Genomic DNA, 15206 nt, shown 5'->3' on the forward strand with positions numbered 1-15206 from the left:
ACGCACTCCGTATGCTATAATGATAGAAATTATAATGTCTACGAATGTGACGATGTGGATTGAATTCGTATAGGGGGTAAGTTTTCATGGTCAAACACCCGGTTACCGTTCGTTTGAAGACGGGGCTGCACGCCCGGCCGGCTGCGCTTTTCGTACAGGAAGCGAATAAATATTCTTCCGAGATTTTCGTTGAGAAAGACGATAAAAAAGTCAATGCCAAGAGTATTATGGGGATTATGAGCCTCGCGATCAGCACCGGCACCGAAATTTACATAAGTGCGGAGGGTGCGGACGCTGAGCAGGCTGCAAACGCTTTAATCAATTTGGTCAGCAAAGAGGAACTGGAGAACCAGTAATTGCCGGTTTAGCCGTTCGGAACAAGGGGATGTTTCCGCTTTTTTATGCGGAATCATCCTTTTTTTGCGTTGAAGTTTCCCCGTGTTTGCCGGAGGTCGCTTATTTGCGTGAATTGCGGGTTAATTGCGGTGAAAATTTTGAAGTTGTCCATTAAAATAATAGTTGATCCATGAAATGGAAAAGGGAAATAAAGGAATGAGGGTGAGTCATTATCGAACGGCTGTTGGAGTGTAGAGAGGTTGTCAAAAAGTACGGGCATAAGCTTGCGTTAAATGGTCTGAGTTTAGAAGTGCAAACGGGACAAATTGTAGGCTTGCTTGGTCCCAATGGAGCAGGGAAAACAACCCTAATGAAACTAATTGTATCATTGCTGCGCGACTATCGTGGGAGTATTTACATTAATGGATTAAAACCCGGGGTGAAGACCAAGCAAATCGTTGCTTACTTACCCGATCGGGAATTTTTATACCCGTGGATGACCATAGATGAGTCGATTGTCTTTTTTAGTCATGCCTTTCAAGATTTTGATATGCAGAAAGCCTACCGTATGATTAGAAACTTAGGTCTCGATCCTAAAGACAAAATTCGTTCTCTATCAAAAGGGATGCAGGAGCGGCTTAGCATATCCCTTATATTCTCTCGAAACGCTCGCTTATATGTATTGGATGAGCCGCTTGCTGCCGTTGATCCCTCGACAAGGGAAAAAATTATGAAAATAATTATTGAGAACTTTGATCCTCGCAGCTCCATTATTGTAAGCACACATCTAATTAGTGAAGTAGAGTCGTTATTTACTCATATTGCAATTGTTAATGACGGGAAGGTTCTAGTTCAAGGGAAAGTCCAAGACTTAGTGGATACTTATAACAAGTCGGTAGAGGAGATATTTAAAGAAGCGGTAAGCTAAATATCCGCCTGTCCCAAAACAGGCGGATATTGTATTCAAAGGGGGAGAATGATGTGGCGATACGCAATCAATTTCGTATTGAATTTAGAAGACATTTTACAGTATTCTGCGTACTTACATCCATTAATTTGGCAGTCAGTTTGTTTTTTTCACTTAATTACAAGGGAAATATGGCGTTTAATGCTTTATTAATCAATATGGTAGTAGCAATCTTACTGCCGATTTATATTTTTGTGGACTACTACCAGGAATTTTTTGTGGGCAAGACAATTTTAAATCATATGCTTCCCATAAAAACATTTGATTTATTTATCGTAAAATCTCTAGTATTTTTAATCGGTAGCATGATGGTGTGGGCCGGCTCACTGGTTGAAGTCTTTTTTAATCCTCAAGGGCTTTATCAAACGCGGATCATTGAATCGAGCAGTATTTTTCTGGGGATCAGTTATCTCGTACTGTCAAAGCTTGCCGGAACAGTTTGCGGTTTAGCTATTATGGGATTCTCCATTGCTGCGAGTAAGCAAACTCATCGTCGATCTTATGGAAATCTGGTGATCGCTTTTATCATTTTGCTTTGCGTCGGTATTTTATTTTCATTTATTGTAAGTGAGACAGCTCATTGGAGCATAGGGACTTCAGCACTGCAATCTTTTAAGCAGTATGCGGGTCCCCTTACAATTAGTAATGTTTACGAGGAGTCTGTAGCCGATATCAACGTCACCATTCGGTGGATGTCTGTAGTTCGTAATATTGTGGTTGCAATTATTTCGGTGTTGCTGGCCAAGGTGTGTTTTAATTCACGTAAATACGAAATTTATGGGATATAGGCAATGGTTCTACATTTAATCAAGGTTGAGTTTAAGCTGCACGCCAAGGTTTTTGTAAGTCTCGCACTCTTTCAAGCTTTATTTGGATTGCTGTTTTCTTTACGTGGTCAGGATGAGATCTACTCAACATTAAATTTATTAATCAGTATGACGGTTGGAATTTACATTCCCTTATATATTTACCGGGATATGTACAACAGTTTTTTTATGGGTACGTCTGCCTTGAACCAAATGATCCCGATTCGTTCATCCACGATTTTTATGATAAAGAGCCTGACGTTAGCGACCTATGCGATAATGGTTTGGGTGGCAAGTTTAGTTGAGGTTTTTGTTAATGAAGGCGGAATGTACCGACTTAGAATGATTCATTCCGAGTCGCCTCGATTAGGCATTCTTTATATGATCGCAGGAAAGTTAAGCTCAGTTGTTTGTGAGGTCGGGTTAATTGGTCTGGGGATTATTGCTAGCACTTTTATTTTTCATAAAAAGATAGCCGTTGCTTTTCAATGGTTACTTCCCTTATGCGCATGTATTGCCTTGTTTGTCTGTATGCGATGGTACGTTCCTCATTTCAATGCGTGGATGATTGGAACGACATCAATTCAAAGTTATAAACAATATGCCGGTTTCCTTGCCGTAAATTTTGATGTCCCCGCTACTACGGATATCTCTAGCACGGTCCAGTGGGAGTCGCCGCTGATCAATAGCTTGGCTGCTATCGTCTGTTTCTGTATCGTGTTGCTTGTTTTGAGCCTTACTAAATATGAAGTGCATGGGGAACAGGAAAATGATTAAGCCTTGCCTCAAATTAGAAAAAAGCAGAAAACGAGTGGATACCGGGGTTATAGTCAGTTTGTTTAACTTTTGCCTTATTGAGGTCATAATACTGGCTTTGCTCTTCGGAGAAAAGCTTGCGATTGTGGATTATATCACCACGCTAGCCATTTTGTTTGGAGGGGCTGCTTTCTTATCGGTTCGAGCGTTATCGGATATGAAAGGCCGGAAGCAAAGCTTTTACATGGAGAGTTTCAGCTCAGCTATGGCTGGCGCTCGTTCGTTACACGATGTGGATACGATTCTTTTGAACGAAATCCGGCGTCTGCTTCCAGGGCATGAGGTAGCCATAGCTGAATTGAATTTAACCTCCAACCAGGTTCGGATTAGGGCAGGAGTAAATCATGATGAAGCTCTATCGGAATGGTTGGCTGTTGAAGTGCAAACGGATGAATTCATCGACTTAAAACAGAGAAGCTTATATAAAGTCTACTCTAGCCCTGTCAGATCCATTTTTTTAATTATAAATAAGCAAAAAAAGGCCTCGTATACTGCGCGAATTGTCCAAGAACAAATAAAAACGATGAGATCCTTGATTTCATTAGTGTATGAAAAACAATTTCTAGTGGACGGTTTAACGGGGGAAATCGAACATATCTTATCTAAAAATCCCGATGCCTCGCCTAAAATGATTCGTTTAATATTTGAGATTTCTGAGCAGGAAAGAAGAAAGCTGTCCCTGGATATTCATGATACGGCGCTCCAGGAGCAATTGTTATGGCATCGGCGTCTGCAGGAACTTTTATATGACAATAAACTTGATGATTCGGTCCAAGCTTCATTATCTGAAATCTCGGAAGGGATGCTGGATGTCATTTACCGACTTCGGGAGATCTGTGCCGACTTACGCCCACAACTGATTTGGGAACGGGGAATCAAGGGGGCCTTGAATGATTTATTTAAGAAAGTTCAACTACGGTCTGATTTTTTTATTGAATTTGACTCCTCTCAATTCGTCGACCATTTGAATCAAGAGGAAATATTGACTCTGTATCGGATTGTCCAGGAATTGTTGAATAATACATACAAGCACGCTAAAGCGTCTAAAGTGAACATTATTTTGTATAGCAAGGCCGGCAAGGTGATGTTGAAATATCAAGATGACGGAATTGGGTTTGAGCCGCTGTCCGGTTCAGACAAAAATTTAGGGATAGGGTTAGCGGGCATACAAGAACGTGTAAGAGGACTTGCGGGAAAATCCGATTTTTGGTCCAAACCTAATCAGGGAGTCCGATTCGAAATGTGTTTTGTGCCAAATGCATTGGAGACCCCGCTGGATGAAGGGGGGGCTTGAATTTGATTTCTGTGTTGATCGTCGATGACCATCCGGTTTTAGGGGCCGGAACCAAGCGATTGATCGAGCAAGAGAGCGATATGCACGCTGCCTTTGTTACGACAGGGCAGGAAGCATTGCAAGCAATGAAGAGACAAAAATATGATTTGCTTATATTTGATATGCATTTGAGCGATATGGATGGTTTACAGTTAGTGCGTCAGACGACTTTAGATGTGCCGATTCTTATTTACAGCGGTTATGATCTGGCTCCATATCTGAACCTGCTAATCCAAGCCGGAGTAGCGGGGATTATCAACAAAACCAGCTCTCCGCAACAATTGATCAGGAGTATTCGGGATGCGCTGGAAGGGGTATCTTCTATTCCAATCGCGTTGTTTAAGCAGATGAGTATTGATGAGAATGTCTCATCCCGGCAAGAAAAATGGGCGGATGTTATGTTGCTTAATGAAAAGGAGATTTCGATTCTGCAACACATATCTGAAGGAAAGAGCAATAAAGAATTGGCCGAACTATTGTACATCAGTCAAAGAACGGTGGAATATCAGTTGACGGGTATCTTTAATAAACTGAAAGTGCACTCGCGTGCGGAAGCCGTTGTTGCCGCTAAAAAATTCGGACTGATCTAAATGAAACCGCGAAATGGGCGGCTACTTTGACGATTTTTCACTCTACTGCAACATTTGTCCCCAGGGTGCGTTTAGTAGTTAAATCACTCAACAAAAACCGTTAATGGAGGTCATGAACATGAAAACATGGTTAAAACCTGTAGCGTCGGTGTTGGTTGCGGGGACATTGATCGCCGGGGGGACGTTTGTAAGCGGTGCCTTGAATGCTCCGGTCCCGGTCTATGCGGATGGCGAGATGCAGAAGAATGTGATTACCGTGGTGGGCAGCGGGGAGTTGTCCGTGAAGCCGGACGTGGCGTATCTGTCGATCGGCGTGGTGACGGAGGCCAAGACGGCGAAGGAAGCGCAAAGCGCCAATGCGACCAAGGTAGCTGCCCTGACCAAGCTGCTGAAGGAGACCTGGGGGATTGCCGACAAGGATATCCAAACCGGCCAATTCTACGTCCAACCGAATTATACGTATAACGAGAAGGACGGCCAGCAAATCAAGGGGTATTCCGCGCAGCATTCGCTGGAAGTGACTTACCGCGATTTGACGAAGGTTGGACAGCTGCTGGATGCGGCATCCGCAGCGGGCGCCAACCGGATCGACAATATCCGTTTCAGCACCGAGAATCCGGATCAGTACCAGGATCAAGTGATCCAAAAAGCGATGAATGACGCGAACAAGAAGGCGGCGTCGATCGCCAAAGCGGCGAACCGTCAAGTGGGCATCGTGCTTAGCATCAGCCAGGCCAGCGCCGGCACGCCGATTTTCACGCAGAACTATAAGATGATGGAAATGGCCGCGGCGGATTCCGCAGCGAGCACGCCGGTAGAACCGGGCGAAATCGACTTGCAAACGACGTTGACCGTGATGTATGAGCTGAAATAGGGGGAGCGCAGGACCCTCGGAAGTTGGGTTCTAGGCAAGTCATTATTTCATGGAAAGGTGATTTGAAATGCTGAATAAAAATGTAGTGTTTTTACTCACATTTACAGTTATTTTTTCCAGCATGTCATTTGCCTACGGGGATACATCTCAACTGCATATCGAGCCATCAATAATCAATAAGAGAGCTTTGAAAGAATCTGTGAAGTCTAATGTAGTTCAATTGGAGCAGATGCAACCAAGAGGGTTAAATGGGAATACACAGGAATTAAAGATTGAAAAAGAAGGAAAAATCCGATTGAATTTACAAGAGGAAATTTCCAAGTTGGATGACGTGAAGACGAAAATTCCGGTGCAAGTCTATTTGCCCCACGGTGATGAATTTGAAGAAAAATTTAGTGAAGAAATCAAATTGGCCTTTGGAAACGAAATGACCTTCGAGAAAGTGGGATACAACACGTTTGACTTGTTAGTTAGCATAGATCAACTGAGGATTCTTGAGTCCTTGTCTACTGTTGAAGATATTTTTGCTCAACCTAAAAGCGATGAAGAAGTTTATATATTATCCGACTCTCAAGAAGAAGTGATGCCGAATTTCTAGAGTAAGCCTTTTTTTGTCATGTCTCAATGAGCGTCTAAAAAAGCACCTCGATCGGCCTAATGCCGATCGAGGTGCTTTAGTTTGTTGTGCGATCTGCTTTAATCTTACTAACGAACTAGCTCCGTTTTTCCGGCCATGACCTCAATCAGGATCCAGGAGGCAAGTTTATATCCATACATAAAGGCTGCTTCGGCGTGCATGGAGTCGGCTTGAGAGCGTAAATCCAGCAATTCTTCGAGCTCTAGAAAGTCGTGTTCGGGCAGCTTGTCCCTCCACACTTTCATCGTCTCGGATATTTTGCGATTTAATGGGCGATATTCCGGGTTTTTTGAAACGATGAGCTCGTCCGGGTAAATACCGCCGCCAAAAAGTTCTTCCAAGATACTTTTCATATGCTCCATCCTTTCGTCTCTTACATTTGCAATTCCTTGAAAGGGGGGGCCGCACATGGTAGGATATTTATGCAGTCCGCCTTTTAGGTGATTGCGTGTGGGAAGTGGCGTGGTCTTGGTTAAGAGGGCGCCGCTTCCTTTTATTTTTTCACGTCCAACTGATGAATAGCTCGCCTAACCCCTTCTGAACGCTCAATATCGTTGTTTTTACAGTAATCATCCAGTTTTTCAAGCGTATCGTTGTCCATTCTGATAGTAATTTTGTTAGGCTTCGGGTTGTCGGTTGGACGCCCCATTTTCTTGTCGGCCAAATACTCACCTCCTACTTTTGCCGGACATAATTATTGTATATTTTTGTCGGACAAAAGTCAAAAGACATATCCAGGTTAGTTATAGGGAACGGTGGGAAAGTGCAACGCTTGAAGATGACGCTATTTGGCCCGAAACGGGGAACTTCAATTGTAGCGTTTACGAGTCGGCGATAACGCCCGTACAAGCACATTGGCAAGCGTTAGCGCATAAATGCCCGGACAGATCGGCCACCTAGCATCGCCTCGTTCGTCAGTGTAATGCCAAGATCCAACAAAAACTATTGTAACCCGCGCCAAAACAAGGTATAGTGAATATGCGAAAAAATGAATCGAAGAACCTGCTAAAGCCATACCAATGGATATGGCTTTTTTTTCTTATGAGGCATGGATTAATTTCAAGGAGTTGATGCAAAGATGATAGAACTGGCCGCGGTGAAAAAACACTTTGCCGGACAGGTCGCCTTGCATCCGCTATCGCTCATGATTAAGGAAGGGGAATTCCTCACCTTGCTGGGCCCAAGCGGCTGCGGCAAGACAACGATTTTGCGCATGATCGCCGGGTTCGAACAGCCGACCGCAGGGAAAATCCTGCTCGACGGACAAGACCTGACGCATTTGCCGCCGAATCGCCGGGATTTGAACCTTGTCTTTCAACATTATGCCTTGTTTCCTCACATGACGGTGGAAGAGAATGTCGCCTTCGGGCTTAAGATGAAAAAGATGCCGGCGAAGCAGCAGCAGGAGCGTGTGCGGGAAGCGGTCGAGATGACGCAGTTGACCGCGTTGACCAAGCGTTACCCGCATCAGCTGTCCGGCGGGCAGCAGCAGCGGGTCGCCATCGCGCGGGCCATCGCCAACAAGCCGCGGGTTTTGCTGCTGGACGAGCCGCTTGGCGCGCTGGACCTGCAGCTGCGCAAAAGCCTGCAGGCCGAGCTTAAGCAACTGCAGCGCAGTCTGGGTATCACGTTCGTCTACGTGACGCATGACCAGGAAGAAGCAATGATGATGTCCGACCGCATCGTCGTGATGAACAGCGGCCAGGTGGAGCAGATCGGCACGCCGCGGGAAATTTACGCACAGCCGGCTACGTTGTTTTCGGCTACCTTCGTCGGCGAGAACAACATCTTCTCGCGGGACGGGCGGCTGTTCGCCGTGCGGCCGGAGAAGCTGAAGGCGGTGCGTCCCGGCGAAGCCCCCGAAGCCAAGCGAAGCGGCGAACTGTTGGACGTGCTGTATCTCGGCGGCGTTCAGAAGCTGATCGTTCAGCTCGACAACGAACCGATGACCGTATCGGTCGTGCTGGACGTCAACGATGACTACACGTGGCAAATTGGGGAGCCGGTTGGGGTGGATTGGAAGCCGGAGGACGAGGTGGTTATCGGATCATGAAGAAATCTGGCTTGAGCATGCTGCCGGTGCTCCTGTGGTTATGCCTGTTCCTGGTCGTGCCGATGCTGATCGTCGTAGGCATCTCTTTTATGGGGCGCGACGAGCTTGGCAATGTGGTGCTGGACTTCAATCTGGATGCCTATGCGCTCTTTTTCGACCCGTTATATTTGGGGATTTATTGGGATACGATTCTGCTCTCGGTGCTGACGACCGCGTTGTGCCTGCTGCTCAGTTACCCGTTGGCCTACTATATTGCAAATGCCGGCCCGAGAATGCAAACCTGGGGCCTGGTGCTCATTACGGTGCCGTTCTGGATCAACTTCCTGATCCGCACCTATGCCTGGGTGTTGCTGCTGCGCACGCAAGGGATCGTTAACGAGCTCTTGCTCGGGATCGGACTGATCTCCGAGCCGCTGCAGATGCTGTACACCAAAGGCGCCGTGCTGCTCGGTATGGTCTATACGTTTATTCCGTTTATGGTGCTGCCGATTTATGTGGCGCTGGAGCAAATGGACAAGAAGCTGCTGGAAGCGGCCAGCGATCTGGGCGCGACGCGCTGGAGAGCGTTCTGGCACATTACGCTGCCGCAGACCAAGTCCGGGATCATGACCGGCTCGGTGCTGGTGTACGTTTCGACAACCGGTATGTTTGTCGTGACCGACATCCTCGGCGGGGCGAAGTCGGCCATGATCAGCAACATTATCCAGAGCCAGTTCCTTGGGGCCCGCAACTGGCCGTTCGGCTCGGCATTGTCCGTGATCTTCGTGATCACATCGCTGATTCTGATCGCGTTGTTTAATCGGGCGATGACATCCCGGTATCAAAAAGTGCGGGAGGTGCGTTCATGAAAACCAAAAGCCATCCGCTGCTCGGCGTGCATTCGCTCTTGATGATGATTTTTATTTACGTGCCCATTTTGTTTATCGTTGCTTACTCGTTTAACAGCTCCAGGCTGGCGGCGGATTGGAGCGGCTTTACGTTCGATTGGTACGTCTCCCTGTTCGATAACCGCCATGTGATGGAGGCGCTCGCCAATAGCTTGACCGTAGCGATTGTCTCGACGGTGATCTCTACGGTGCTCGGAACGCTGGCAGCGCTGGCGATGCGGAAGCTGGGACGCCGCTTGAAGTCGGGGATGGGCGGCCTGCTGTACTTGCCGATCATTATCCCGGATATCATCATGGGCTTATCCTTGCTGGTCTTGTTTAATCAATTGCATCTGCCGCTGGGTAAAATAACGATTATCATCGCCCATATTACGTTTAGCTTGTCTTACGTTTACGTCGTCGTGACTACCCGCCTTTCCGGCATGGGAGGGCAGTTGGAGGAGGCGGCGCAGGATTTGGGGGCGAGCTCGTGGCAAACCTTCCGCCATGTGACCTTGCCGCAGATTGCTCCGGGCATTATTTCCGGGGCGTTGATCGCGTTCACGCTGTCGCTGGACGACTTTATGGTCAGCTTCTTTGTCAGCGGCCCAAATTCGACAACGTTGCCGATTTATATCTACGGGCAGGTCAAACGGGGTATTTCCCCGGAAATTAACGCGCTTTGTACGATTCTGATTCTGGTGACGGTCACCTTGATTTTCCTGGCGCAATTTGTGCTGAATCGCGGCAAGGGGCAGAAGAAACAATCCGTGCTGCCGTTCTAGGATCATTCTTATATTCCGTATGACGAAACAGAAGGGAGATTGGGAATTGAACAAATTGATGTTTAAATGGACCGGCCTCGTGCTGGCAGGAATGATGGTTACCGGGCTGCTGTCCGGCTGCGGATCGTCGAAGGAGACGCTGAACATTTACAGTTGGGCCGACAATTTTGACGAGGAAGTGCTGGAGCAGTTCGAGCAAGAGTTTGACGTGAAAATCAATTACGACGTATTTGCGAACAATGAAGACTTGCTGGCCAAAATCAAAGCGGGCGGCGGCGGTTACGACCTGATCCAACCGTCCGATTACATGGTGGCGACGATGATCAAGCAGGATCTGCTGGCGCCGCTGGACATGAACAACATCCCGAACTTCGCCAATGTGTCCGACGCGTACAAGAACCCGTCCTACGACCCGGGAAACAAATACTCGATTGTATATACGTCCGGGGTGACGGGGATTGCCTACAACAAGAAATACGTCAAGGACGAGATCGACAGCTGGGAGGACCTGTGGAATCCCGAATACAAGGGCAAGGTCATTTTGCTTGACGATAACCGCGAAGTGATCGGCATGGCCTTGAAAAAAGCCGGCCATTCCAACAGCTCTACCGACGAAGGCGAAATCACGGCCGCTGTGGAGGACTTGAAGAATTTGCTGCCGAGCGTGCTGGCTTTTGATACCGACAACATCAAGCAGAAGATGATTCAGGAGGAAGGCTGGATCGCCACCGTCTGGTCGGGCGACGCTTCCTACATTGCGCAGGACAACCCGGACGTGGCTTACGTCGTTCCGAAGGAAGGCGGCACGATCTGGTCGGACAACTATGCGATTCCGAAGGATTCGAAGCATAAAGAGCTGGCCGAGAAATTCATCAACTTCATGCTCGAGCCGGAAGTGAGCGCGAAAAACTACGAGTCGATCGGCTACAGCGATCCGAATACGAAAGCGACGGAGTTCCACAGCGACGAATACCGGAACGACAAAATGATCAATCTGTCGGAGGACGAATTGTCCCGGACCGAATGGCTTGGCGACGTGGGCGACAAGCTGCAACTGTATGACCGCTTCTGGACCGAATTGAAGAGCGGACGGGAATAATTTCGGTTTGCTCCTGCGAAAGCGCCAGGCGCTTCCCGTTAGGGAAGGCGTGCTGGCGTTTTTGCGTACATGAATTGTTGCCACCGAGGTCATAATTTAGGTATGAACTTAAAGAGGGTGGCGATAACAAGTGAAGCGAAACGCGGTAAAAATGATGACTTCGCTGATGACCGCAGGCTTGATGATTTCCGGCGTGGCCGTCGTTCCGGCCGAAGCCGCGCCGCAGTCGCGGGTGGAGCTTAGCGGGGGGATGGATGCGGCGAGGCCGGTCCTTCGGCAGGAGCGGCAAGGCGTCAAGATTACGAACCATACGATCGAGAAGAAAATTCCCGAGGCGTCGATCAAGGTCGACTACCCGCAAATCAGCGGATTAAAGCATAAATCGGTGCAGAAGAAGATCAATAAGCTGCTCAAGGATAAAGCGGAGGCGTTTGTGGCGAGTGCGCTGAAAGAAGCGAAGGCGGGGCAGCCGACAACACCCAGCGGCAACCCTTACGAATATGTCGGCACCTACAAGGTGACGTACAACCGCGACGGGGTGCTGAGCCTGTATGTGGATCAGTACGCCTACACCGGCGGCGCGCATGGCATTACCGTGCGAGAGGGCCTGACGTTCCGGCTGGATAACGGCAAGCTGCTGACGCTGGATGAGTTGCTCCGGGCCAATCCGAACTACCGCAGCATCGTCGATCCGGAAATCGCCAAGAAGCTGCAGGAAACCGACGGGTATTTCGGCAACTTCAAGACGATTGGCCCGAATCCGTCGTACTATGTGCAAGGGGATGGCGTTACAATCTTTTTCCAGCTGTACGATTATGTGCCTTACGCGTTCGGGTTCCCCGAATTTCATTTTCCGTTTGCCAAGCTGCTGCCGCCGGGAACGAATCCGTTTGATTTCAAAACGCATTAAAAGTTTGAGGTGGGAAGAGGTATGACTTATGACTGTCCTGTTCGGCGGGGGGAGCTGCCGGGAGGGCAGTTTTTTATTTGGAGGTATGGGCGGGCGGGCCTCAAAGTTGCACTTTGTACAACAATCCTGCCGGATCCAGGGCGTGCAGGGCCGATTTGTTGTAAAAAGTGCAACAATATTGCAGCATCAGGTGCATTAAGCCCTAGAATGTTGTACGAAATACAACAATCTGTGCGATAAGGCCATCTCGGGCCAGAAATATTGCATGGAATACAACATTTAGCCTCTAATCCCTCCAATGTAGAAGCCAGAACCTGCAAGAGGCCCCGTCGTGCGTTAATCTTGCGGCGGGAAGCGGTGTCATAAATCTCCTTGCGTTTTGCCGTGAAACGGTTACAATAGGAAGCAACAGAATGATGTTAACGTTAACAATGAGAAATGAAATCCACCGGATCTAAATGAAGGGAGAACGAAAGACATGGCGAAGAAGTTTTTGGGGAAAAATTTCCTGCTGAACAGCGATACGGCGGAGGTGTTGTATCATCAATACGCGAAAAACCTGCCGATCATCGATTACCACTGTCATTTGAGTCCACAGGAAATCTACGAGAACAAGACGTTCCGCAATCTGACCGAGGCCTGGTTGGGCGGCGACCATTACAAATGGCGGGTGATGCGGGCTTGCGGCGTCGACGAGGAGCTGATCACCGGAGGGGCGGACGATTACGACAAATTCCTGGCTTGGGCCAAGGTCGTGCCGCAACTGCTCGGCAATCCGCTGTACCATTGGACACATCTGGAGTTGCAGCGGTTCTTCGGGATTCAAGAGCTGCTGAACGAGCAGAGCGCCCCAACCATTTGGGAAAAAGCCAACGCCAAGCTGCAGAACGAAGGGTTTGGCGCGCGAGACCTGATTACGAAGTCCAAAGTAACGGTGGTCTGCACGACCGACGATCCGGCGGACTCGCTGGAATACCATCTGAAGATCAAGGAGCTGGAGGGCTTCGAGACGGCCGTGCTGCCGAGCTTCCGCCCCGACAAGTTCCTGGAAATCAACCGCGACACGTTCAAGCCTTGGCTGGCGAAACTGGAGGCGGCTACGGGCAAACCGATCGCGAACTACGGCGCGCTATTGGACGCGTTGCGCGAACGGATCGACTTCTTCCATGAGATCGGCGGCCGCGTGTCCGACCATGCGCTCGATACGCTGGAATACCGTGAGACGACGCTGAAGGAAGTCGAGGCGATCTTCGCCAAAGCGCTGAGCAAGGGCTCCGTAACGCCGGTGGAAGAACGGAAATACAAATCGTTTACGATGCGATTCCTCGGCAAGGAATACGCGAAGCGCGGGTGGGCGATGCAGCTGCATATCCATGCGCTGCGGAACACGAATACGGCGATGTTCAAGAAGCTTGGTCCGGATACGGGCTACGACGCGATTAACGACGGGCCGCTCGCCGAAGCGTTGGCCGGGTTGCTTGACGCTCTGGAGCAGGATGGCGGGTTGCCGAAGACGATCCTCTATTCTCTGAACCCGAACGATTACTGGGCCCTCGCCAGCATTATGGGCAGCTTCCAGGGCGGCGGCGTGCCGGGCAAGATCCAATTTGGCACCGCCTGGTGGTTCAACGACAACAAGGAAGGGATGATCCAGCAAATGCGTACGCTGGCCAACTTCGGCGTGTTGTCTCAGTTCGTCGGGATGCTGACGGATTCGCGCAGCTTCCTGTCGTATACTCGGCACGAGTACTTCCGCCGCCTGCTGTGCGACGTGATCGGCGATTGGGTCGACCGCGGCGAGGCGCCGAAGGACTTCGAATTGCTGGGCCGCATCGTGACCGATATTTGCTATGGCAATGCGGAGCGGTATTTTGCTTTTCCGGAACGCTAGAAGGGATTGACGCTGCTTCATGTCCGCTACGATCAAAGACATCGCCCGGCTGGCGAATGTCTCGCATATGACGGTTTCCCGGGCGCTGAACAACAGTCCGCTCATCAAGGAGGAGACCAAACGCAAAATCCTGGAAATCGCCGAGCAACTGCATTACGTGCCGAATTACAACGCCAAGAGCCTGGTGCTGCAGCGCTCGCATACGATCGGATTGTTTTTTACGAGCATGGTCCAGGGGACGTCCTCCAGCTTCCTCGCGGAGGCGATCCGCGGCGTAGGTCAGGAGGTTGGCGTTCAGTATAACTTGTTTCTGCGGGGGATCGATGATTTCGAGGACTTTAGTTCGATTCACCGCCGGCGGTTCGACGGCATCCTACTGATGAGCCAAAGCGAACGCGATGACGCGTTTATCCGCCATGTGCGGGAGCAGGAGATTCCACTGGTCGTGCTGAACCGGAATGTGGGCGACCCCGGCATCGTCAATTTCGTGTCCAACGACCGGGAGGGGGCTTTCGAGCTGACCCGCTACCTGATCGACAAGGGCCATGAGCGCATCGGTCTGGTGGAAGGGATCCCCGGCTACAAATCGACGCAGGAGCGCAAGGAAGGGTATCTGCGGGCCATGGCGGCTGCCGGCCTGGAGATCGGAGAGAGCTGGATCGCGGAGGGCCGGTACGACGTGGTGAGCGGGTATCGGGCGATGGGCCGGCTGATGGCGTTGCCGGAGCGGCCAACCGCGGTGTTCTGCTGCAACGACGATATGGCGATCGGCGCGATGAAGGCGGCCGCGGAGGCGGGACTGGCCATCCCCGGGGACGTCTCGGTCGTCGGTTTCGACGATATCGGCTTCTCGCACTACACCAATCCGCCGCTTACGACGGTGCAGCGGCCCATTGAGCCGCTCAGTCGGATGGGCGCGCGCAAGATCCTCGAGCTGATCGAGGAGCCTGCGGCCGGCGGGGAGCTGGTGCTGCTGGACACTCAGATGGTGTGCCGCGAGTCGGCGGGGAGCTGCCCTAGGGCGCAGTGAAGGTGAGCTGCGGGTAGGCAGAAGCGCTGCCTGAACAGGGCGGTGAGTCGCGGGGCGCATTGCTTGCAGGAATTTAGGGCGCGACGCTACGAAGCGGGCAGCCGAGCAAGAAGTGATGATTGTTCGCCGACTTGCCCGCTAGGTCCAGGCCAAAAACCCGCCAGAAGAAGAAATTCTCTGGCGGGTTTTGTCATGGAATGGATGCGGGCGGCT

General features: G+C 50.0%; 17 protein-coding genes. 15 read left to right on the forward strand and 2 right to left on the reverse strand.

Translation table 11 applies throughout. The features are described from left to right. Positions 1-86 precede the first annotated feature (86 nt). From ACZF99_RS01015 to ACZF99_RS01050, 8 genes are all read left to right on the forward strand, one after another. Positions 87-356 carry an HPr family phosphocarrier protein gene (locus ACZF99_RS01015; protein ID WP_009224994.1) on the forward strand — a complete coding sequence of 90 codons (270 nt, stop codon included), beginning with the start codon at positions 87-89 and terminating at the stop codon, positions 354-356. A gap of 290 nt (positions 357-646) precedes the next feature. Next, positions 647-1264 (forward strand): ABC transporter ATP-binding protein, encoded by a 618-nt coding sequence (locus tag ACZF99_RS01020; protein WP_483608290.1) that lies wholly within the window; start codon positions 647-649, stop codon positions 1262-1264. Positions 1265-1317: 53 nt separating this feature from the next. Beyond that, a complete protein-coding gene (locus ACZF99_RS01025) occupies positions 1318-2091 on the forward strand; it encodes a hypothetical protein (protein ID WP_483608292.1) in 774 nt (257 codons plus the stop codon). Positions 2092-2094: 3 nt separating this feature from the next. After that, positions 2095-2886: a hypothetical protein gene (locus tag ACZF99_RS01030; protein ID WP_483608294.1), complete on the forward strand. Its 792-nt coding sequence runs from the start codon at positions 2095-2097 to the stop codon at positions 2884-2886. After that, positions 2879-4219, forward strand: coding sequence for a sensor histidine kinase (locus tag ACZF99_RS01035; RefSeq protein ID WP_483608296.1), 1341 nt, complete (start codon positions 2879-2881; stop codon positions 4217-4219). The genes ACZF99_RS01030 and ACZF99_RS01035 overlap by 8 nt, the downstream gene beginning before the upstream one ends. Positions 4220-4230: 11 nt before the next feature. Beyond that, positions 4231-4848, forward strand: a complete 618-nt coding sequence (locus tag ACZF99_RS01040) for a response regulator (RefSeq protein ID WP_483612470.1) — start codon at positions 4231-4233, stop codon at positions 4846-4848. Between the two features lie 118 nt (positions 4849-4966). After that, positions 4967-5722: an SIMPL domain-containing protein gene (locus tag ACZF99_RS01045; protein WP_483608298.1), complete on the forward strand. Its 756-nt coding sequence runs from the start codon at positions 4967-4969 to the stop codon at positions 5720-5722. Between the two features lie 67 nt (positions 5723-5789). Further along, a complete protein-coding gene (locus tag ACZF99_RS01050; protein WP_483608300.1) occupies positions 5790-6320 on the forward strand; it encodes a hypothetical protein in 531 nt (176 codons plus the stop codon). 107 nt (positions 6321-6427) lie between these two features. On the opposite strand, the gene ACZF99_RS01055 is transcribed toward ACZF99_RS01050, so the two are convergent. Then, positions 6428-6712, reverse strand: a complete 285-nt coding sequence (locus tag ACZF99_RS01055; RefSeq protein WP_483608302.1) for a DUF6809 family protein — start codon at positions 6710-6712, stop codon at positions 6428-6430. Between the two features lie 140 nt (positions 6713-6852). Beyond that, positions 6853-7023 (reverse strand): aCcr1 family cell cycle regulator, encoded by a 171-nt coding sequence (ccr1, locus tag ACZF99_RS01060; protein ID WP_483608304.1) that lies wholly within the window; start codon positions 7021-7023, stop codon positions 6853-6855. 414 nt (positions 7024-7437) lie between these two features. Between ccr1 and ACZF99_RS01065 the strand changes: the two genes are divergently transcribed. From ACZF99_RS01065 to ACZF99_RS01095, 7 genes are all read left to right on the forward strand, one after another. Continuing rightward, on the forward strand, positions 7438-8412 hold the full coding sequence (locus ACZF99_RS01065; protein ID WP_483608306.1) for an ABC transporter ATP-binding protein: 975 nt from the start codon (positions 7438-7440) through the stop codon (positions 8410-8412). Then, the gene (locus tag ACZF99_RS01070) at positions 8409-9260 is read left to right on the forward strand and encodes an ABC transporter permease (protein WP_483608308.1); all 852 of its coding nucleotides are present in this window, start codon (positions 8409-8411) and stop codon (positions 9258-9260) included. Before ACZF99_RS01065 ends, ACZF99_RS01070 begins: the two co-directional genes overlap by 4 nt. Beyond that, entirely contained in the window at positions 9257-10063 is an 807-nt protein-coding gene (locus tag ACZF99_RS01075) for an ABC transporter permease (RefSeq protein WP_483608310.1), read from the forward strand. The genes ACZF99_RS01070 and ACZF99_RS01075 overlap by 4 nt, the downstream gene beginning before the upstream one ends. A 58-nt stretch (positions 10064-10121) precedes the next feature. Then, positions 10122-11162, forward strand: a complete 1041-nt coding sequence (locus tag ACZF99_RS01080) for an ABC transporter substrate-binding protein (protein ID WP_483612472.1) — start codon at positions 10122-10124, stop codon at positions 11160-11162. A 130-nt stretch (positions 11163-11292) separates the two neighbouring features. Continuing rightward, on the forward strand, positions 11293-12072 hold the full coding sequence (locus ACZF99_RS01085; RefSeq protein ID WP_483608312.1) for a DUF3298 and DUF4163 domain-containing protein: 780 nt from the start codon (positions 11293-11295) through the stop codon (positions 12070-12072). A 478-nt stretch (positions 12073-12550) separates the two neighbouring features. After that, the gene (gene uxaC / locus ACZF99_RS01090; protein ID WP_483608314.1) at positions 12551-13963 is read left to right on the forward strand and encodes a glucuronate isomerase; all 1413 of its coding nucleotides are present in this window, start codon (positions 12551-12553) and stop codon (positions 13961-13963) included. A gap of 19 nt (positions 13964-13982) precedes the next feature. Then, positions 13983-14993, forward strand: coding sequence for a LacI family DNA-binding transcriptional regulator (locus ACZF99_RS01095; RefSeq protein WP_483608316.1), 1011 nt, complete (start codon positions 13983-13985; stop codon positions 14991-14993). Positions 14994-15206 lie beyond the last annotated feature (213 nt).

This window comes from Paenibacillus sp. JL3B1040, from assembly GCF_057063165.1.

Coding starts and splice junctions, on each gene's coding strand:
- ACZF99_RS01080 (WP_483612472.1), top strand. CDS start 10,122: ATGTTTAAATGGACCGGCCTCGTGCTGGCAGGAATGATGGTTACCGGG.
- ACZF99_RS01095 (WP_483608316.1), top strand. CDS start 13,983: ATGTCCGCTACGATCAAAGACATCGCCCGGCTGGCGAATGTCTCGCAT.
- ACZF99_RS01070 (WP_483608308.1), top strand. CDS start 8,409: ATGAAGAAATCTGGCTTGAGCATGCTGCCGGTGCTCCTGTGGTTATGC.
- ACZF99_RS01045 (WP_483608298.1), top strand. CDS start 4,967: ATGAAAACATGGTTAAAACCTGTAGCGTCGGTGTTGGTTGCGGGGACA.
- ACZF99_RS01075 (WP_483608310.1), top strand. CDS start 9,257: ATGAAAACCAAAAGCCATCCGCTGCTCGGCGTGCATTCGCTCTTGATG.
- ACZF99_RS01015 (WP_009224994.1), top strand. CDS start 87: ATGGTCAAACACCCGGTTACCGTTCGTTTGAAGACGGGGCTGCACGCC.
- ACZF99_RS01035 (WP_483608296.1), top strand. CDS start 2,879: ATGATTAAGCCTTGCCTCAAATTAGAAAAAAGCAGAAAACGAGTGGAT.
- ACZF99_RS01050 (WP_483608300.1), top strand. CDS start 5,790: ATGCTGAATAAAAATGTAGTGTTTTTACTCACATTTACAGTTATTTTT.
- ACZF99_RS01065 (WP_483608306.1), top strand. CDS start 7,438: ATGATAGAACTGGCCGCGGTGAAAAAACACTTTGCCGGACAGGTCGCC.
- ACZF99_RS01055 (WP_483608302.1), bottom strand. CDS start 6,712: ATGAAAAGTATCTTGGAAGAACTTTTTGGCGGCGGTATTTACCCGGAC.
- uxaC (WP_483608314.1), top strand. CDS start 12,551: ATGGCGAAGAAGTTTTTGGGGAAAAATTTCCTGCTGAACAGCGATACG.
- ACZF99_RS01030 (WP_483608294.1), top strand. CDS start 2,095: ATGGTTCTACATTTAATCAAGGTTGAGTTTAAGCTGCACGCCAAGGTT.